Below are 19,062 nucleotides of genomic sequence, written 5' to 3'. Positions count from 1 at the left end.
CGATGGGCCGAGAGGTCGACCCGGCAGCGGGAGCGGACGAGGATGGCATCCGGCACGGAGAGGATGCGTCATGGCGATCGAGGAGGGCGTCCGCGCCGTCGAAGCCGGGATGACGACTGACTTCAGCGAGAAGATGGACTACGGGAGCTACCTGGCCCTCGACGCGCTGCTGTCCGCGCAGCACCCGATCAGCGACCACCACGACGAGCCGCTGTTCATCATCCAGCACCAGACCACCGAGCTGTGGCTGAAGCTCGCGCTGCACGAGCTGCGCGCCGTCCGCTCCTCGCTGGACGCGGACGACGTCCGCCGTGCGGGCAAGGGCCTGGCCCGGGTCAAGCACGTCTTCCGCACGATCACCGACCAGTGGTCGGTCCTCGCGACCCTGACGCCGAGCGAGTACACCCAGTTCCGCGGTGTCCTGGGCAACGCGTCGGGCTTCCAGTCCCACCAGTACCGCGCCGTCGAGTTCATCCTCGGCAACAAGAACGAGCACGTGCTGCAGGTGTTCGATGCCAGGCCGCACGCACACGACCTGCTGGCCGAGCTGCTCGACGCCCCGACGGTCTACGACGCCTTCCTGCGCTTCCTGGCCCGTGCCGGCCACCCGGTCCCGGAGCACGTCCTGCACCGGGACGTGCGCGAGGCGTGGGTGGAGGAGGACTCGCTGCTCCCCGTGTACAAGGCGATCTACGAGGACACCGCGGCTCACTGGGCGGAGTACGCGATCTGCGAGGACCTCGTCGACCTCGAGGACGCCGTCCAGCTGTGGCGCTTCCGTCACCTCCGTACCGTGCAGCGGACCATCGGCTCAAAGCCGGGCACCGGCGGGAGCTCGGGTGTCGCGTTCCTCAGGCGGGCGCTCGACCTCACCTTCTTCCCGGAGCTCTATGCGGTGCGGACGGTGATCGGTGCCTGAGCGCCGCGCCGGCACGCTGCCGGTCGAAGCCGGTCCGGAGCGTCCGGACGGCTGACGCACGGGGCCGCCCGGCGTCCCTCGCAGCCCGGAGCACGACCCCGCGGTGGTCGCAGGAGCAGGACCACCGTGACACCCCGGATGAGGCTGGCGGCGGCGTTCGAGGCGGGAAGCTCCGAACACGACATCCGGGCGGTACCGGCGAGGGCCGGCACGACAGCGCGGAAGAAGGCGGCCACCGGCCGAGGAGGATCGCCGCGCCGCCGCGGTGAGCGAGGAGGATCCGGTCGTCGTCGAGCGCCCGCGGCGACGGCCGCCTGCCACCGGGCCGAGCGGCCCGTCCCGCCCACGACCCGGGCAGACTGCCCGCACTGCACCGACGCACCCCCGGGGGAGCTCGTGACCACGCTCGAGGACCGCGTGCGGCGGCTGGAGGACGTCGAGGCGATCCGCGCGCTCGACGCCCGCTACTGCCGCCTCATCGACACCGGGGACTGGCCCGCGCTCGTGGCGCTCTTCGCGCCCGATGGCACCTTCGACGGTCTGCAGAGGGCCAGCGGGCACGACGACCTGCTGGCCTTCTTCACCGGTCTCGCCGGCGGAGGCATCCGCTGGTGGCACCACGTCTCGAACCACGAGATCGAGATCCAGGCCGACACGGCCACCGTGTCATCGATGCTCTGGCAACCCTGCGTGGTCGACGACGTCCCGCACGTGGCCGCGGGCCGTTACGCCGACCGGCTCGTCCGCACCGCCGACGGCTGGCGGTACGCGGTGAAGCAAGTGCGGTTCGAGTACTGGGGGCCGCTGCGGGACGGCTGGGACCGACACCGCTTCGGCTTCGCCCCCGCGCGCTCCGCGGCCACGTCGACGGGAGGGGTCCCGTGACCGCGTGGCTGCACGCCGTCCAGGCCGGCGCCGCCGACGGCCGAGGAACGCCGTCCTGGCCGCTTCTCGATCGGCCGGTTCCGGTTCGCCTTGTCGCGGCCACCGGGCCTCGGCAGACTGCGGCCCCTCGACGTGCCCACACGACGGAGGGCGGACGACGATGTCCGAGGACCTGGCCTACGCCACCGCCACCGAGCTGGCCGCCCGCATCCGACGTCGCGACCTCTCCCCGGTGGAACTCCTCGACGCCGTCATCGCCCGGATCGAAGCGCGCAACCCCAGCCTGAACGCGCTGGTCTTCACCGCCTTCGAGGAGGCCCGGGACCGAGCGCGACAGGCCGAACGGGCCCTCACGTCCGGCGAGGCGATCGGCGCCCTGCACGGGGTCCCGACCGCGATCAAGGACCTGTTCGACTTCAAGCCCGGATGGCCTGCGACGTTCGGAGGGGTCCGCGCACTCAAGGACTTCAGCGTCCCCGCCCACTGCACGTACGCGGAGAGGATGGAAGCCGCGGGGGCCGTCCTCGTCGGCAAGACCAACAGCCCGGTGATGGGCTTCCGTGGCACGTGTGACAACTACCTGTTCGGCCCCTCCCGCAACCCCTTCGACACCACGAGGAACACCGGAGGCTCCTCCGGCGGCAGCGCGGCCGCCGTCGCGGACGGACTCCTCCCCCTGGCGGAGGGAACGGACGGCGGCGGCTCCATCCGCATCCCCGCCGCCTGGTGTGGCCTGTACGGCTACAAGGCGTCCTTCGGCCGCGTGCCTCAGATCTCCCGCCCGAACGCCTTCGGCTCCCTCAACCCGTTCCTGTTCGAGGGGGCGCTGACCCGCACCGTGGACGACGCCGCCCTCGCCCTCGACGTGCTGGCCGGTCACGACGACCGGGACCCCTTCTCCCTCGACGACCCCACCACCTTCGCCGGGGCCACGCGCCGGTCGATCAGCGGCTGGCGGATCGCGTACAGCCCCGACTTCGGTGTCTACCCGGTCGACCGGAGGGTCGCCGCCGTCGTGCAGCAGGCCGTCGATGCCTTCGAGGAGGCCGGCGGCGCCGTGGAGGAGGTCGACCTGAGGTTCGACTACGACCAGCGCGAGCTCAGCGACCTGTGGTGCCGGTTGATCACGCCGCTCAACATCGAGGGCCTGGAGGGGCTCAAGGCCCAGGGTCTCGACGTGCTCGGCGAGCACCGCGACGACTTCCCACCGGAGTACCTGCGCTGGATCGACGACGGCCATCGACTCAGTGCGCTGGACGTGCTGCGTGACCAGAGGATGCGCACCCACGTCTACGACCAGGTCCAGCAGGTCCTGCGCACCCACGACCTGCTGGTCACCCCGACGCTCGCCGCGCTGCCCGTGACCAATGCCGAGGACGGCAACACGATCGGGCCGCGCGCCATCGAGGGCGTTGACGTCGACCCGCTCATCGGCTGGTGCCTCACCTACCTGATCAACTTCACCGGGCACCCGGCCGCCTCGATCCCTGCCGGCGACGTCGACGGGTTGCCGGTCGGCATGCAGCTGATCGGCCGTCGCTACGGCGACGCCGACGTGCTCGCCGCCAGCGCGGTCTACGAACGCCTGCGTCCCTGGCAGGACACCTACGCCCGGTGCGCGGACCGATCGATCACCTGACCCGCAGGGGCGCGCGGCAGGGCGCCCGTGACGACCGCCGACGTCCCCCGCCCGTGGTGGAACGGTCCCCGGGTTCCCCGTGCCCACGCTGAGCACTGCACCCAGGACGGCCCGGGCTGCTCGTGTCGGTGCCGGTTGTCTCCTCCGCCCGCCGTCGAGACACTGCGGACGTCGCGCACACGGACGAGGTGATCGACGATGACGCTGTCCGATGACGTCGCCCACGCGGCCGTCGCCTGGATCGGGACCCGGGACCCGAGCCCCACCCCGGCTCGCTGGACGACCCGGTCGAGTGGATGCTCCACGCAGCCGGCGTAGGCGTCCCGCCACAGGACGGATCCGTCCGTGGCGGGAGGCCGAGTGGTCGCCGCCGGACGGGCGAGGAGCCACCCGGGCGGGGCCCGTCCCGGCTTCCGGACCGGAGCAGTGGCGGACGGACCCCGGCCCCCGGCCGGTCGCTGCGACCCGCGGGATCCCCGTGGTGCAGCAGCCGCCCTCCTGGACCCTGCCCGATCACTCCGACCCGAGAGGAATCCCTATGACCCAGCAGCTGACCAGCCTGACCCTGGAGGACGCCCGCCGCATCGTCGCGGCCGGAGAGGCCCGCGCCGCGGAGATCGGGCAGCCGATGAACATCGCCGTCGTCGACGTCGGGGGCGACCTCGTCCTGCACGTCCGGATGGACGGCGCCTGGCGGGGCAGCGTCGACATCGCCATCAACAAGGCCTTCACCGCCCGGGCGTTCGACATCCCCACTGCCGAGCTCGCCGAACTGGCCACGCCGGGCGGGCAGTTCTACGGCATACAGATGTCCAACAACGGCAAGGTGATGGTCTTCGCGGGGGGCGCCCCGGTGCGCGCCGACGGCGTCATCGTGGGCGCGGTCGGGGTGAGCGGCGGCACCGGCGAGCAGGACACCACGGTCTGCGAGGCGGCCGCCGCCGGCTTCTGACGGGTGTGCCCCTCCGGGGTCGGAACGCCTACACCGGCAGCCGGCTCGCCCGGCGCAGCGCGGCCAGGCCGTCGGGCGTGCCGGGCCAGTGCCGGTCGAGCGCTGCCGCCCCGGCGCGGCGGACCACCGAGCGCAGCACCAGGGCGACCACGATCGCGTCGTCGGCGTGGCCGAGCACCGGCACGAAGTCGGGCACCAGGTCGATCGGCATGGCCAGGTAGCCGAGCAACAGCCACAGCCGCACCCGGACGCCGCGGGGCAGCGTGCCGTCGCCGGCCAGCCGGTGCACCAGCCTGAGCACGTCGGGCAGCAGCCGCAGCAGCTCCCGCAGTCGCAGGTCGTCGGGGCGGGTCGCCCACAGCACGGCCATCAGGACCAGCCAGCACAGCAGCAGGCTCGCCAGCACCCCGACCAGCGTCCACGCCCAGTCCGGCATCCGCCGCCACCTCTCCACCGCCCCCGCCGACGTCCCGGGACCTGTGTGGTCTACCCGAGCCCATCGGCCCCCTTGCAGGGTCCCGCCGCGAGCCTGCGAGTGGTGGGGGGCAAGGGGGTCCTCAATCCAGCTCGACCGGGACCTCCCCGAACGCGACGAGGCTGACCACCCAGTACACGACGTAGAGCGCCAGCAGGGTGCCGCCGTGCCACCGCGTCAGCCGGCCGGTGGAGAGCAGGTACGCGGCCAGGGCGGTGAGGACGACGAGCGCGGGCAGGTGCCAGGTGAGCACGTCCGGGCCGACGACGATGCCCCCGGCCAGGAGGGTGATGCCCAGCTTCCCGGTGACGGAGAAGACGACGCTGCCGATGACGTTGCCGACCCCGATCTCCGGCACGCCCCTGCGGAAGGGCTCCACCGTCAGGAGGACGTCCTCCATGGTGAGGACGGCGGTGACGATCGTGGCGCCGAACACCGTGCCCTCGAGCCCGTAGGCCGCCAGGATCCCCTCGGTCCCGGTGCTCACCGTCGCCGCGCCCACGACGAGACCGGCGAGCGCGACCACCGCCAGCCCGAGGTGGGCCCAGCCGGGCAGGTCGCGCTCCTCGGTGCGGGGCGCCTCCTCGACGACCTGCTGCGCCCGTCCGGCACCGGCCCGTGCTGCCGCCCCGACCGGTTCCGGTGCCGCCCCTCGCCGGGACCCTGCATCGTCCCCGTCCCCGTCCCCGTCCCCGTCCCCGTCCCCGTCCCCGGCGACGGCGGCCTCGTACACCTCCACGTCGCGGAAGACCGCGACGCTCCGGCGGAGCTCCCGGGCGGCGACGTAGGTGACGAACAGGACGAACAGCCCCAGGAGCAGCAGCCCGTCGGTCACCGTGAGCGGTCCGGCGAGCGTGACCGCGACCATTCCCAGCGGTGCGGCGGCGAACAGGACGAGGTAGTCGCGCGGGATGTCGACCGCGCTCGGCCGGACGACCGCGGCCACCGCGAGGACGACCCCGGTGAACGACAGCGCCGTCCCGAACACGACGCCGAGCGCGACCCCGCTGAGGTCCTCCAGGTTCAGCCCGACGCCGAGCGCGATGTCGTCGAACTCCACACCGGTGAAGACGACGGCCAGCAGGAACAGCGGGATCCGCAGACCGCTCGCCGCCCCGACGAGGTGGGTGATCAGCTTCTCGGCGCTGAGCACCAGCAGCGTCGCCCCGGAGACGAAGACGAACACCGAGGTCATGTCCTGGCGCCCCTCCTCGCGACGAGCCGTGGGCGGGGGTGCCGGCCGGCGGTCACCGGCTGCGCCCGGCGGCGGGGTGTCGCCGCGGGACCAGCACGTCCGCACCGGACGGCGTCCCCTCGTCGGCGGTGGCCACCGCCGCGGCCACGAGCCCGTGGTCGGGCGAGAGGTGGCAGACCGGGTCGGTGCGGGCGGCGTCGCCGGTGAGCTGGAAGGCCTGGCAGCGGCAGCCGCCGAAGTCGAGCTCGCGGCGCTCGCAGCTGCGGCAGGGCTCGGGCATCCAGTCGGTCCCGCGGAAGCGCTGGAACAGCGGTGACCGCTCCCAGATCCACTCCAGGTCGTGCTCCCGCACGCTGGCCCGCGGCAGCGGGAGGGTGTGGGCGGTCGGGCACGGCAGGACGCCGCCGTCGGGCACCACGGTCAGCTGGCGCCGTCCCCAGCCGCCCATGCAGGGTTTCGGGTACCGGCTGAAGTAGTCGGGCAGGACGTAGACGACCTCCATCCGCCCCTGCAGCCGCGCATGGGCGGCCCGCACCACCTCCTGGGCGCGCTCCAGCTGGGCCCGGCTCGGCAGCAGCCCGCCGCGGTTGCGCAGGGCCCAGCCGTAGTACTGCGTGTGGGCCAGCTCGATCCGGTCGGCCTCCAGCTGCTCGGCGAGGTCCAGGATGCCGGCGAGCCGGTCGACGTTGTGCCGGTGCAGGACGACGTTGAGCGTGAGGGGCCAGCCCAGCTGCTTGACCAGCCGGGCGGCCGCCACCTTGTGCTCGTACGACCGCACCCCGGCGATCCGGTCGGACACCGCCGGCTGGTCGGACTGGAGGCTGATCTGCACGTGGTCCAGGCCCGCGGCCCGCAGCTCCCCGGCTCGGCGCGGCGTCAGCCCGAGCCCGCTGGTGATCAGGTTGGTGTACAGGCCCAGCTCGGCGGCGCACTGCACGATCCCGGCCAGGTCGCGGCGCAGCAGCGGCTCGCCCCCGGAGAGGTGCAGCTGCAGCACGCCCAGCTCCCTGGCCTCGGCCAGCACCCGGAGCCACTCCGCGGTGGTCAGCTCGTCGGCGTAGGCGTCGAGGTCGAGCGGGTTGGAGCAGTAGGAGCAGTGCAGCGGGCAGCGGTAGGTGAGCTCGGCCAGCAGCCCGAACGGCCGCTCCACGGCCGGCCCGTCCACGACGCCGTCCTCAGCGCTGGGCACGGCCGGCCTCCGTGTACCCGGTGTCCAGGCAGCGCCGGGCGGCGAGGCGGTCGAGGAACGCGCGCACCTCGTCGTCGTCCACCGAGGCGTACCGGCCCCGCAGCTCGGCCAGGATCCCGGTCACCGTCCGCTGCCCGTCGCACAGCTCCAGGACGGCCGCGCCCGTGCGGTTCAGGACGGTGACCGCCTCCGGTGTCAGCAGCACGTGCCGCCCGCGGGCCGGGTCGAACCCCATCCGGACGTGGCGGGCCAGCCGGGGGCGGTCACCACCGCTGACGGTCGGCACAGGCGTGGTCGATCGCATCGAGCATGCTCCAGAGGACGTCGCACTTGAAGGACAGGGCCGCCAGGGCGGCCGCCTGCGTCTCCGGCGTCCGGCAGTGCTCCGTCACCACCTCCAGGGCGTGCGCGGAGTCGCGGGGCGCCTGCGACAGACGGGCGCGGAAGTAGGTGAGCTCCTGCGGGTCGATCCAAATGTAGTGGCGCTCGAAGGCGGCCAGGCGCTCGGCCATCAGGTCCGGCGCGAACAGCTCGGTCAGCGAGGAGGCCACCGCCTCCACCCACGGCCGGGTGCGGGCGAAGGTGACGTAGGCGTCGACGGCGAACCGCACCCCCGGGACGACGTGCCGCTGGTCCTCGATCTCGCCACGGGTCAGCCCGACCGCCTCGCCGAGGCGCAGCCAGGCCTCGATGCCGCCTTCCCCGTCGGCCGTGCCGTCGTGGTCGACGATGCGCCGCAGCCAGCGGCGGCGGACCTCGCGGTCCGGGCAGTTGGCGAGGATCGCGGCGTCCTTGCGCGGGATGGCCGCCTGGTAGCAGAAGCGGTTGGCCACCCAGCAGCGGATCTGCTCGGGGTCCAGCTCCCCGGCGTTCATCCTGCGGGAGAAGGGGTGCTGGTCGTGGTAGCGCCGCGAGTGCTCGCGCAGCGCGGCCACGAACTCGTCGGTCGCCGTGCCGGTCGGGTCGGTCAGGGTCATGTGGGCCTCACACCTCCAGGTCCAGGCCGTCCACGGCGACCTCCAGGCCGTGCTCCTCGACCGCGCGCCGCTCGGGCGAGTCCTCGAGGAGGATCGGGTTGGTGTTGTTGACGTGGACGTAGACGCGGCGCTCGATGGGCAGCGCGGCGAGCCGCTGGAGGCTGCCCCCCGGGCCGCTGATCGGCAGGTGCCCCATCTCGCGGGCCGTCCGGCCGCCGCGGCCGAGCCGGACGAGCTCGTCGTCGGACCAGCAGGTGCCGTCGACGAGCAGGCAGGCGCAGTCCTCGAGCTGGGCGCACACCGCCGGGGTCAGCTCCTGCAGCACCGGCAGGTGCACCAGCGTCCGGCCGCTGCGCTCGTCGGTGAGGCGGTAGCCGACGACCCGCCCCTCCCGGGTACCGGAGCCGAAGCGCGGGCGCTTGGTCGTGGGGACGTCGAAGGCCCGGTAGGACAACCCGTCGCCGAGCGGCACGTCCGCGCCCGGCACCACCGGCCGCCACTGGACCGGGCAGTAGGCCTCGAGCGTCCGCAGCAGCGCCGTCCCGTCGTACAGCGTGTCGCGGGTCGCCTCGGTGGCGTGCACGACGAGGCCGCCCCCCTCGCGGAGCAGCAGCAGCCCGAGCGTGTGGTCCAGCTCCGCGTCGGTGAGCAGCACGGCCTGCAGCGGCACCTCCCCGGCCGCGTCGGGGTGCAGGTCGGGACAGGACCCCAGCTGGGCACGGACGTCGGGTGAGGCGTTGAGCAGGGTCCACCGCCGGCGGTCCGCGCTCACCGCGACCGACGACTGGGTGCGCGGCCGGGCCGGCCGCGACCCGTCGCGCACCGCCCGGCACGGGGGGCAGGCGCAGTTCCACTGCGGGAACCCGCCGCCCGCCGCCGAGCCCAGCACCCGCGCCCACATGTCGACCGGTGCTCCTCCCTGCAGTGGGGAGACGGAGCCGTGAGGAGACGGAGAGGCGCCGGACCGCACCGCCCGACGCCTCTCCGCCCGGATCCGTCTAGTCCCAGTCCTCCTGGACGCCCATGTACGCGGTCGCCTCAGCGGACACCCGGATCTCCTCGAAGGAAGGGGACTCCCACTCCTCTGCGCAGGGCGGGGAGACACAGAGCTCCTGGTCCATCACGGTCACCTCCCCCCCGCGGAGTCGATGTCCTCGGGCAGCGAGAAGACGAACAGGGCCTGGCCGTGCGGGCCGCCCATCATCCCGGGCAGGAAGCCCTCGACCCAGGCGCCCCAGCCGACGGGGACGGCGACGTACTGCTTGCCCTCGACGCTGTAGGTGATCGGGCTGCTGTGGTGGCCGCTGCCACAGTTGAACTGCCACAGGAACTCACCGCTGCGCGCGTCGAGCGCGACGAACTGCCCGGCCGGCGTGCCGGCGAACACCAGGTCGCCCGCCGTGGTCAGCGTCGAGGCGCACATCGGCAGGTCGTTGCGCCAGCGCCACACCTCCTCGCCGTCGGCGTTGAACGCCGTCACCGAGCCGGCCATGTCCTCGGCGTCCACGATCACGGCGGCACCCCAGTAGGGGATGCCCTCCTTGAACTCCCGGCGCCGGCGGGCGACCCTCGCGCCGGTGTCCTGCACGGGGACGTAGAACAGCTGCGTCCTCGGGTTGTACGACGCGTGGGTCCACTCCTTCGCCCCGGCCGGACCGGGGTAGAAGTGCACCTCCTCGCCCTCCGCCTCGGGGTAGATCCGCGGCGTCACCTGCCCGTCGGGGCTGATCTCGCCCCAGGTGATCCGGTCGACGAAGGGGAAGATCCGCACCCGCTCGCCGGTGGTGCGGTCCAGGACGAAGCAGTACCCGTTCTTGTCGAAGTGGGCCAGGAGCTTGCGCCCGTCCTGCTCGAACAGGATGCACTCCATGTTGGAGTCGTAGTCCCACAGGTCGTGCGGGGTGCACTGGTAGTGCCAGCGGATCTCACCGCTGTCGGCGTCCACCGCGATGACGCTGTCGGTGTAGAGGTTGTCGCCCGGCCGGACCTCGCCGTCGAAGTCGGGCGCCGGGTTGCCGGTTCCCCAGTACAGGAGGTTGGTCTCCGGGTCGAAGGTGCCGGTGATCCAGCCGTTGGCACCGCCCCGCGCCCACGCCTCCCCCTCCTGCGGCCAGGTCTCCGAGCCCGGCTCGCCGGGCTTGGGGATCGTGTAGCACCGCCAGACCCGCTCCCCGGTCTCCATGTCGTAGGCGTCGAGGTGGCCGCGCACGCCGAACTCGCCACCGGAGCTGCCGACGACGACCCGGTCCTTCACGACCAGCGGGGCGACCGTGAGGCTCTCCCCCGCCCGCACGTCGCCGCTGGTGACGTCCCACAGGCACTCACCGGTGGTCGCGTCCAGCGCCAGCACGTGGGCGTTGAGGGTGCAGACGAAGACCTTGCCGTGGGCCACGGCCACCCCGCGGTTGACGTTGCCGCAGCACAGCGAGACGTCGAACGGGATCGCGTGCTTGTACTGCCACAGCAGCTGCCCGGTCTTGGCGTCGAGCGCCCAGACCCAGCCGTCCCACCCGGAGACGTACATGACGCCATCGACGACGATCGGGCAGTTCTCGAAGGCGTAGGTCGACTGGCCCGCGTGCAGCCCGTGGGGCGAGAAGCTGAACACCCACGCCGGGGTCATGCGGACGACGTTCTCCGTGGTGATCTGGTCGAGCGGGCTGTACCGCTGCCCGTCGTAGGCGCCGTAGTAGGTGAGCCAGTTCTGCGGCTCCGAGCGGGCGTCGAGGATGCGTTCGTACGTGACGTCCTGGACCACCGGCGGCGCGGTCCCGGGCGCGGTGGTCAGGGACCCGAAGTCGACGGCCGGCGGGGCCTCTCCGTACTCGATGTCGGTCCTGTCCTGGATGTCGGTCATTGACCCAGTCCTGTCTACGGTCGGGGCTGCTTCGGGCGGTCGAGGCGGGCGGACTCCGGGACGTCGCCCCTGACGACGATCGCCCCGATCAGTCCCCGGCCCTCGTCGTTGCCGATGTTGGAGCTGAACCAGTAGTAACCAGGGCCGTCGAGGGTGACGGACATGGTCCCGCGCGTGTAGTTCGGCAACCACATCCACTTGCTGTCGCCGTTGCTCGGTACGAGCGCGCAGTGCGTGTTCTGGTCGTCGTTGACGAACTCGACGTCCAGGTGCCCCCCGTGGGGCAGGACGAGGACCGAGGGGTCCCAGATCAGCTGGTCGGGCACGATCCGGATCCGGGCGCGCATCCGGCCGTCGGCGCCCTCCTCGGCGTGCCCGATGTTCCCGGTGGCCAGCAGCCGGCCGATCGTCGCCTGGTTCTGCCCGTCCAACCCGAGATCGTGCAGCGCCGAGGATCGCTCCGATGCGGTGGTCGTCATCGACCTTCCCTCCTGGTTGTGTCGAAGCGGACTGATGGGGTGTCTGCCGTGCCGGGGACGGTCACGGCCAGGCCCCCGGACGACGGACCGCCGTCCCGCGCTCGGTCGCTCCCTGGGTGGCCATGGCACCTCCTCCTCTGGCTGCTGCAGCCGCGCGACGATCAGGCGGCGTCGGGTCTGAGCACGACCTTGGTGAAGCCGTCGACGCGCTGGTCGACCATCCGGTACGCCGCCGGCGCCTCGTCGAGCGGCAGCTCGTGGGACACCACGAAGCCCGGCCGGGCCCGGCCCTCGGTGATCAGGTCGCGCAGCTGCCGGTCGTAGCGCCTGGCGTGGGCCCGGCCGGTGCCCAGCCGCAGGCCCTTGTCGACCAGCGTGCCGATGGTGACGAGCAGCGTGCCGGGTCCGGCGTCGGGGACGAGCCCGTCGGGTCCACGGCGCACGCACGGACCCGGGACGCCGAGCCCGCCGGTGGGCCGCACCGTGCGCACGAGCTGGTCCAGCACCGCCACGGGCTCCTCGCCCCCGCCGGTCTCGAGGGGGACCGGGAAGCCGACGGCGTCCACGCCGGTGTCGGTGCCCTCGCCACCGGTGAGGTCCCTGATCTGCTGCGCCGGGTCGCCGGCGGAGGGATCCACGGCGACGGCCCCGATGTCCCGCGCCATGGCGAGTCGCTCGGGGCGGCCGTCGACCACGAAGACGCCCGACGCGCCGCAGAGGAGCGCGCAGTACGCGGCCATCAGGCCCACCGGCCCGGCGCCGTAGACCGCGACGCTCCCGCCCGGCGAGAGGCCCGCGAGGCGGCAGCCGTGGTAACCGGCGGGGAAGACGTCGGAGAGCAGGACGTAGTCGGACTCGTGGTCGGTGCCGTCGGGCAGCAGCAGGCAGTTGACGTCCGCGTACGGGACCCGCAGGTACTCCGCCTGGCCGCCGGCACACGCGGCCGGGGCGACGCCGCCGTAGGGGCTCGGGCTCCCCGGACGACCGGCGGGGGCGCCCGTGAGGCAGGAGCCGCTGGAGCCGGCCCGGCAGTTCCGGCAGAAGCCGCAGGCCACGGTGAACGGCATCACGACACGGTCGCCCTGCTCCAGGGCGGTGACGCCGGCGCCGACCTCCTCGACGATGCCGAGGTTCTCGTGGCCGACCACGGTGCCCGGCTCGGCGCCCGCCCGCCCCTCGTACAGGTGGAGGTCGGCTCCGCAGATGCACGTCGACGTGATCCGCACGATCACGTCGTTCGGCTGCTCGATCCGGGGGTCGGGGACCTCCTCCACCGCCACCTCGAAGGGCCTCCGGTAGACCACCGCGCGCATGGCCACCCACCCCCCTCCGGCTGCCGTGTGCGCCCTGCGACCGCGCCCGGCCCGCTAACCTGCTGCTCCTCGACCGCGGCCCGAGCCTGGGGCGCTTCCCCCCACAGCCCAAGGGGAACGGGATGAACGGCGCGAAAGGTCGGACGAACGGCGCGCTCCCCGCGACGAACGGAGCCGCGCTCTCCGACGGCGACCTCGAGCAGATCGCGACCGCCCGGGAGCGCTTCGCCGCTGGAGTGGACACCGTGCACGGGGTGCAGCCGGAGATCCTGTTGTCCTGGTACCGGTGCCGTGAGGAGTACGAGGTCGACCCCGACCTGCAACGGGCACCTGCTGCGGCCGAGGGCAGTGCGCACTCGATGGAGCACGACGTGGTGTTCGCCGAGCTCGGGGGATCGGCGGCCCGCGCCGGCGGGGAGGTGGACGGCCTCGACGGCCTGGTCACCGTGGCCGACGCCGACGGGCACGTGCTCGCGTCCTGGGGCAGCCGGCGGGTGCTGCGCCTGGCAGCGGACAGCAACCTCGCCGCCTGGTCCGCGTGGTCGGAGTGGGCGAGCGGCACCAACGGCACGGGGACCGCGCTGCACACCCAGCGCCCGGTCCTGGTGCGCGGCCCGGAACACTGGTGCCGGGGGTTCCACCCCTGGATGTGCGCCGGCATCGCGGTGCGCGACGTCGTCACGCGGGATCCGCTCGGCGCGCTGGAGATCTCGTGCTGGCAGACGCCGCTGTCGGACGCGGTGCTCCCCTGGCTGCAGAGGGTCGCCGCAGCCACCGAGGCCAAGCTGCGGCAGCGGGCGCACCACACCGGCACGCTGCTGGCGGCTGCTCTCGCCGACGCGCGGATGGCGCCTGCGACACCGCTCGCCGCCGTCGACACGGCGGGCAAGGTCGTGCTCGCCAACGGCGAGGCGGCCGTCCTGCTCGGCACCGCCGCGGACACCCCGGCCTACGCTCCGGCGCAGCGGTGGACGCCCCAGGTCCGCGCACTGACGCCGCTGGTCCACCGGGCGACCGAGCGCGCCCGCCAGGACCGTTGTTGGAGTGGATCGACCCTGGTCTACGTCCCCTTCCTCGACGCTCCCCTCTCGGTCTCCGTCCGCCCCGTGTTCCACGGCGCGCAGCTGCTCGGCGCGCTGCTCGCCTTCGGGCCCCCCGACCGGCCCGACTCCGCAGACCTCCCCGGTGAGCCCGGCCCCCGCCCCTCCGATCCCCGCCCGCACCGCAACCGGGTCATCGCACTGCGGGACGATCACTGGGTCCTCCTCGATCCCCGCGAGATCCGGTTCGCCGAGGTCGACCACAACGACGTCTGGCTCACCACCGACCAGGGACGGCTGCTGGCCGCCGCCCGGGGTCTGGACCGCCTCGAACAGGACCTCGTGGACAAGGGGTTCCTCCGGGTCCACCGCCGCTTCCTGGTCAACCTGGGCCGGGTGCGCGAGATCGAGCCGGGCTTCAAGGGGACGCTCTTCCTCGCCACGGACACCCGCGTCCACGAGACCGTCCCGGTCTCCCGCCGGCACGCGCCGTCGGTCCGCCAGGCCCTCGGGCTGTAGACGTCCTCGGAGGATCCGGATGGCGAGTGCACCCGCGGCCGCACTGGCCACGGCACGGAACCTGCTGCGAAGCCACCCGCTGGTGGACGGCCACAACGACCTGGCGTGGGCGATCCGCCGGCGGTTCGGTCGCGACCTGGACCGGGTGGACCTCGCGGCCCTGGTGGCGGGGACGCACACCGACCTGCCCAGGCTGCGGCGAGGCGGGGTCGGCGCCCAGTTCTGGTCGGTCTACGTCCCCGGCACCCTCCGGGGTGACGCGGCGGTGGCCACGACCCTGGAGCAGGTCGACCTCGTCCACCGGATGATCGACAGGTACCCGGACGACCTGGAGCTGGCCCTGAGCGCCGACGGCGTCGAGAGCGCCTTCGCCCGCGGGCGGATCGCCTCGCTGCTGGGCGCCGAGGGCGGTCACTCCATCGCCGGGTCGCTGGGCGTCCTCCGGGTGCTGCACCGGCTCGGCGTCCGCTATCTGACGCTCACGCACAACCTCAACGTCCCCTGGGCCGACTCGGCGACCGACGCGCCCGTCGCCGGCGGACTGACCCCGTTCGGCCGCGAGGTGGTGCGCGAGATGAACCGGCTGGGCATGCTGGTCGACCTGTCGCACGTGGCTGCCACCACGGCACGCGACGCCCTGCAGGTCGCGGAGGCCCCGGCCGTCTTCTCCCACTCGGGGGCCCGTGCGGTCTGCGACCACCCGCGCAACGTCCCCGACGACCTGCTCCGCCTGCTGGCTGCCAACGGGGGCACGTGCATGGTGACGTTCGTCCCCGACTTCGTGTCGCCGCAGTGCCGCGCCTGGACGCTCGGGCTCCGAGCCGAGATCGAGCGCCGTGGGCTCGACCCGGAGGACGCCGGCACGCGGGCCACGGTGGCGGCCGAGTACGTCGCCGACCATCCGCGCCCGCGGGCGACGCTCGCACAGGTGGCCGAACACGTCGACCACGTCCGGGAGGTGGCCGGCATCGACCACGTCGGCATCGGGGGGGACTACGACGGAACGGACGACGTCCCGGACGGACTGGAGGACGTCGCCTGCTATCCCACCCTCATCGCAGAGCTCCTCGAGCGGCGGTGGAGCCAGGACGAGTGTGCCCAGCTGATCGGCGGCAACGTCCTGCGAGTGCTCCGTGAGGCCGAGGCCGTGTCGCGGTCCTCGTCCGCCCGGCGCGGTCCGTCCACGGCGAGCATCGAGGACCTGGATCGCACGTGACCGACGCCTGCCGTCCTCACCGGGGGTCGTGCTGCGGGACGGAGCTCCCGCGCGGAACCACGGACGCTCGCCCTGTCCCTCCGGTGGCGGCTCCCGGGCAGCGGGGCGGACGTCGTCGCGGCAGGCGGAGCCGTGCCTGCGACGTCACGACGCCGCGCGCAGCACCCCGAGCAGGTCGTCGTCGGTGAGCTGCACGGGGTTCCCCCGCATGCTGCTGGAGCGCGCCGCCGTCGCCGCCACCTCGGCGTGCTGCGCCGGCTCGAGACCGACGGCTCCCAGCGGGGGCACGTCGAGCGCGGCCACCGTCTCGCGCAGCCAGGCCACCCCCTCCTCGACGGTGGCGTCGTCCCGCCCGGTCAGCAGCCGGGCGACCTCGGCGTGACGGCACAGCGCGGGTGAGTCCGGCTCGCGCGCCCGCAGCGCCCGGACGTTCGCCTCGACCACCGGCGCCAGCAGCGCGGCGCACACCGCGCCGTGCGGTGCGTCCACCGTGCCGCCCACGACGCCGGCGAGGCCGTGCACCGCCCCGAGCTTCGCGTTGGCCAGCGCGATGCCGCCGAACAGGCTGCACAACGCCATGTCCTCGCGCGCGCCGCGGTCCTCGCCGCGCTCGTAGGCGGCCCGCAGCGCCCGCGCACCCCGCCGCAGGCCGGCCGCCGCGACGGCGTCGGTCGCCGGGTTGGCCTGTGGCGAGACGTAGGGCTCCAGGCACTGGGTGAGCGCGTCCAGCCCGCTGCTGGCGGTGACCTCCGGCGGGCAGGTCAGCGTGAGCAGCGGGTCGACCAGCGCGACCGCCGCCAGCAGGTGCGGGCTGCGGATGCTCGCCTTGACCCCGTGCTCCGGGGCGGCGAGCACCGCGTTGGCGGTCACCTCCGCACCGGTGCCCGCGGTCGTGGGCACCGCGACGCAGGGCCGCGCCGGCCGGGCGACGGGCACGCCGCGGCCGACGACCTCCAGGTGGTCCAGCGGGTCGGTGCCGTTGCCGAGCAGCGCGGCGACGGCCTTGCCGGTGTCGAGCACGCTCCCGCCGCCGATCGCGACGACCACGTCGACGCCGGCGTCCCGCGCCTCCCGCGTCGCCGCCCGCACCCCGTCGACCGTCGGCTCGCCCGGGACCGACACCACGGCGACCGGGTCGACCCCGCCCAGCAGCGACCGGGAGCGGGAGGGGTCCCTCCCGGTGCACAGCAGCACCCGCCGCCCGAGGGGAGGCAGCAGGTCCGCCAGGTCGCCGGCGCGCCCCGGACCGAACAGCACCCGCCGCGGGACGGCGAGGTCGAACCCGCTCACCAGACCTCCCCGGGACGACGTGGGAGGAGCCTAGGCCGTGCGCCGCCGGGGGCCGTGCTCCTCCAGCCAGTCGACCATCGCCGAGCGGGTGGCAACCGACAGCCGGTGCCAGTCGGCCAGCGGCACCCGCGGCACGCCGGCGGCCCGGCAGGCGGCGGCCACCGCGCCGGCCGGCGCCTCGGGGTCCCAGGCCGGGTCCAGCACGACCGCGGGACGGTCCGCCAGCGCAGCGAGCAGGTCGGCCAGCGTGTACCCCGGCCGGGCCCGCAGCAGCGGCTCGCCGCAGCTCGGGGCGGCCAGCACCGCACCGGCCGGCGGCACCCCGCCCGGCCCGGTGCCCAGAGCGGCCAGGTGCAGCGCCACCAGCGCCCCGGTGCCGTAGGCGGCGACCCAGGGCCGGTCGTGACCGGTGGCCGCCGCGGCGACGGCGGCCACCGCGGCCGCGTCGGCGGCCATCCGGGCCAGCGGCGAGGAGCCCGGCCCGGGGCGCTCCCCGTGCCGCGAGCCACTGCCGACCGCGTCGTGGCAGGCGACCGCCCAGCCGGCCGCGGCCAGCAGCGCCGGCAGCGGCTCGGCCTGCTCGTAGCCCGCCCGCCACCCGGTCGCCGCGCACGGCGGCCCGAGCCAGAGCACCAGGCCCCGGCCGGCACCCCCGTCGTCCGGGCGCAGCAGCGTGACCGCCACCCCGCCCGGCGTCCGCAGACCCTCTCCTCCGGCCGGAGGCCCGGCGACGACGGGCCCGAGGGCGGCGCGGACGGCGGCCCGCAGCTCCGCACCGCGGACCGGCTGCACCCCTGGGCGCACGCGGTCGGCGGGCCACGGCACCGGGGACGGCGACACCGGCGCGCGCCCGGGGCGGCGGGGCGGGCCGCCGAGCACCGACTGCGCCCAGTCGAGCTGGGCGGCCACGGCCGACTCGTCGGCCCGGTGCCCGCCGGGGCGCAGCGCCAGCTCCAGGGCGTCGCGCCGGCCGAGCAGGGCGAAGGCGTCGCGCGCGGCGTCGACCGCGGCGCGGGCGGCCGGGACGCGCTCGACCGGGTCCTCGACCGCCACCGAGACCAGGACCGGCCGCGGCGCGGCCAGCGCGAGCAGCTCGTGGGCGTCGGTGGGCAGCCGGTGCTCCCGCCCGGCGAACCAGCGCAGCCCGGGGTGGTACCAGCCCGGGTAGTGCCGGGTGAGCAGCTCCACCCCCTCGCCGAAGTGCCGGTCGGTGCACAGCCGGGCGGGGATGGCGCCGAGCACGCCGCTGGAGCTGGAGACGACGCCGGCGAAGCGGTCGTCGAACGCGGCGGCCAGCAGCGCCGTCTTGCCGTTGCGGCTGTGCCCGCCGACCAGCACGCGGCGGGCGTCCACCCCCGGCTGGTCGGACAGCACGTCGAGGACCCGCGACAGCGCCCACGCCCGCCAGGCCAGCCGCCCGGCGACCACCGAGGGGAACGCCCGCGCGACGGCCTCGGTGTCGTCGTCGCCGTCGGCGGCCGAGACCAGGCAAGCGCCCCACCCGCGGGCCAGCGCCGCCTCCGCCCAGGGCCCGTGGCTGGACTGCAGGAGGTAGACCGGCACGTCGCGGCGCACGCCGGCCGCCGGCACCGGCAGCAGCAGCCGCGCCCGCACCGACCAGCCCGCGCCGGCCGTGGACCCGCCGACCGTGAGCTCGCGGACCTCCACGCCGTCTGCCGTCCGCACCCGGTGTTCGCGGACGGGCGTGCGGCGCGGGGCGGGCGGGAGGTCGCCGGTCAGCCACCGGCGCCAGCGGGCGCGCAGCACCGCGCGCCGGGCCGGCCACGCGTCGGCCCCGGCGGGGCCGGCGGGGAGGCCGTCGACCGGCGACCACAGGCCGGTGCGCGCCGGGAGCCGGGCGAAGTCCGGCGCCAGGCCGCCGCCGGCCGCGAGCCACGCCTCGAACGGCCCGCTCGGCGGCAGCACCCGGGTCAGCTCGGCGGTGTACCGCCGACGGCGGGCCTCGGCCGAGCGTCCGTCCCGGCAGGGACCGGACAGCACCTGCGTCATGCGCCCGCACGCTAGGGCCGAGACGTGTCCGCGGGGGTGTTCCGCGTGTTGCGTCCGTGCTGCGGCGGACGGGTGGTTCGGGCGGCCCCCTCCGCGGGCAGAGGAGC

The 19,062-nt window shown here is 74.5% G+C and carries 18 protein-coding genes; 6 read left to right on the top strand and 12 right to left on the bottom strand.

Annotated elements, in window-relative coordinates:
• Positions 1-70: 70 nt before the first annotated feature.
• The 4 genes from ACU616_RS21575 to ACU616_RS21560 all read left to right on the top strand — a co-directional run bounded on the left by ACU616_RS21575 (position 71) and on the right by ACU616_RS21560 (position 4,395).
• Positions 71-919, top strand: coding sequence for a tryptophan 2,3-dioxygenase (locus ACU616_RS21575; RefSeq protein ID WP_446760463.1), 849 nt, complete (start codon positions 71-73; stop codon positions 917-919).
• Positions 920-1,315: 396 nt separating this feature from the next.
• Positions 1,316-1,804: a nuclear transport factor 2 family protein gene (locus ACU616_RS21570; RefSeq protein ID WP_446760462.1), complete on the top strand. Its 489-nt coding sequence runs from the start codon at positions 1,316-1,318 to the stop codon at positions 1,802-1,804.
• 160 nt (positions 1,805-1,964) lie between these two features.
• Positions 1,965-3,443 carry an amidase gene (locus ACU616_RS21565; protein ID WP_446760461.1) on the top strand — a complete coding sequence of 493 codons (1,479 nt, stop codon included), beginning with the start codon at positions 1,965-1,967 and terminating at the stop codon, positions 3,441-3,443.
• A 538-nt stretch (positions 3,444-3,981) separates the two neighbouring features.
• The gene (locus ACU616_RS21560) at positions 3,982-4,395 is read left to right on the top strand and encodes a GlcG/HbpS family heme-binding protein (protein ID WP_446760460.1); all 414 of its coding nucleotides are present in this window, start codon (positions 3,982-3,984) and stop codon (positions 4,393-4,395) included.
• Positions 4,396-4,423: 28 nt separating this feature from the next.
• Here ACU616_RS21560 and ACU616_RS21555 read toward each other — a convergent pair whose 3' ends face one another.
• The 10 genes from ACU616_RS21555 to ACU616_RS21510 form a co-directional block, all read right to left on the bottom strand.
• Positions 4,424-4,831 carry a YkvA family protein gene (locus tag ACU616_RS21555; RefSeq protein WP_446760459.1) on the bottom strand — a complete coding sequence of 136 codons (408 nt, stop codon included), beginning with the start codon at positions 4,829-4,831 and terminating at the stop codon, positions 4,424-4,426.
• A gap of 121 nt (positions 4,832-4,952) precedes the next feature.
• On the bottom strand, positions 4,953-6,065 hold the full coding sequence (locus ACU616_RS21550; protein ID WP_446760458.1) for a sodium:calcium antiporter: 1,113 nt from the start codon (positions 6,063-6,065) through the stop codon (positions 4,953-4,955).
• A gap of 52 nt (positions 6,066-6,117) precedes the next feature.
• Complete coding sequence (gene pqqE / locus ACU616_RS21545) at positions 6,118-7,254, bottom strand: pyrroloquinoline quinone biosynthesis protein PqqE (protein WP_446760457.1); 1,137 nt, start codon at positions 7,252-7,254, stop codon at positions 6,118-6,120.
• Positions 7,241-7,540, bottom strand: a complete 300-nt coding sequence (pqqD, locus tag ACU616_RS21540; protein WP_446760456.1) for a pyrroloquinoline quinone biosynthesis peptide chaperone PqqD — start codon at positions 7,538-7,540, stop codon at positions 7,241-7,243. The genes pqqE and pqqD overlap by 14 nt, the downstream gene beginning before the upstream one ends.
• Positions 7,518-8,231: a pyrroloquinoline-quinone synthase PqqC gene (gene pqqC, locus ACU616_RS21535; protein WP_446760455.1), complete on the bottom strand. Its 714-nt coding sequence runs from the start codon at positions 8,229-8,231 to the stop codon at positions 7,518-7,520. The genes pqqD and pqqC overlap by 23 nt, the downstream gene beginning before the upstream one ends.
• A 7-nt stretch (positions 8,232-8,238) precedes the next feature.
• Complete coding sequence (pqqB, locus tag ACU616_RS21530) at positions 8,239-9,132, bottom strand: pyrroloquinoline quinone biosynthesis protein PqqB (RefSeq protein ID WP_446760454.1); 894 nt, start codon at positions 9,130-9,132, stop codon at positions 8,239-8,241.
• 97 nt (positions 9,133-9,229) lie between these two features.
• Positions 9,230-9,352, bottom strand: coding sequence for a pyrroloquinoline quinone precursor peptide PqqA (gene pqqA, locus ACU616_RS21525; RefSeq protein WP_446760453.1), 123 nt, complete (start codon positions 9,350-9,352; stop codon positions 9,230-9,232).
• Positions 9,353-9,357: 5 nt separating this feature from the next.
• A complete protein-coding gene (locus tag ACU616_RS21520; protein WP_446760452.1) occupies positions 9,358-11,088 on the bottom strand; it encodes a PQQ-dependent dehydrogenase, methanol/ethanol family in 1,731 nt (576 codons plus the stop codon).
• Between the two features lie 14 nt (positions 11,089-11,102).
• The gene (locus tag ACU616_RS21515; RefSeq protein ID WP_446760451.1) at positions 11,103-11,567 is read right to left on the bottom strand and encodes an MSMEG_3727 family PQQ-associated protein; all 465 of its coding nucleotides are present in this window, start codon (positions 11,565-11,567) and stop codon (positions 11,103-11,105) included.
• A gap of 161 nt (positions 11,568-11,728) precedes the next feature.
• A complete protein-coding gene (locus ACU616_RS21510; protein WP_446760450.1) occupies positions 11,729-12,880 on the bottom strand; it encodes a glutathione-independent formaldehyde dehydrogenase in 1,152 nt (383 codons plus the stop codon).
• 122 nt (positions 12,881-13,002) lie between these two features.
• On the opposite strand from ACU616_RS21510, the gene ACU616_RS21505 reads away from it, so the two are divergent.
• Positions 13,003-14,439: a LytTR family transcriptional regulator DNA-binding domain-containing protein gene (locus tag ACU616_RS21505; RefSeq protein WP_446760449.1), complete on the top strand. Its 1,437-nt coding sequence runs from the start codon at positions 13,003-13,005 to the stop codon at positions 14,437-14,439.
• 19 nt (positions 14,440-14,458) lie between these two features.
• Entirely contained in the window at positions 14,459-15,655 is a 1,197-nt protein-coding gene (locus ACU616_RS21500) for a dipeptidase (protein ID WP_446760448.1), read from the top strand.
• Positions 15,656-15,799: 144 nt separating this feature from the next.
• Here ACU616_RS21500 and ACU616_RS21495 read toward each other — a convergent pair whose 3' ends face one another.
• Complete coding sequence (locus ACU616_RS21495) at positions 15,800-16,945, bottom strand: iron-containing alcohol dehydrogenase (RefSeq protein WP_446760447.1); 1,146 nt, start codon at positions 16,943-16,945, stop codon at positions 15,800-15,802.
• A gap of 30 nt (positions 16,946-16,975) precedes the next feature.
• Positions 16,976-18,955 carry a glucuronyl esterase domain-containing protein gene (locus ACU616_RS21490; RefSeq protein ID WP_446760446.1) on the bottom strand — a complete coding sequence of 660 codons (1,980 nt, stop codon included), beginning with the start codon at positions 18,953-18,955 and terminating at the stop codon, positions 16,976-16,978.
• Positions 18,956-19,062: the final 107 nt, after the last annotated feature.

Source organism: Geodermatophilus sp. URMC 62 (assembly GCF_052931475.1).
Note: the sequence above shows the minus strand (reverse complement) of the source record. Positions and strands in the feature narration are given on the sequence as shown.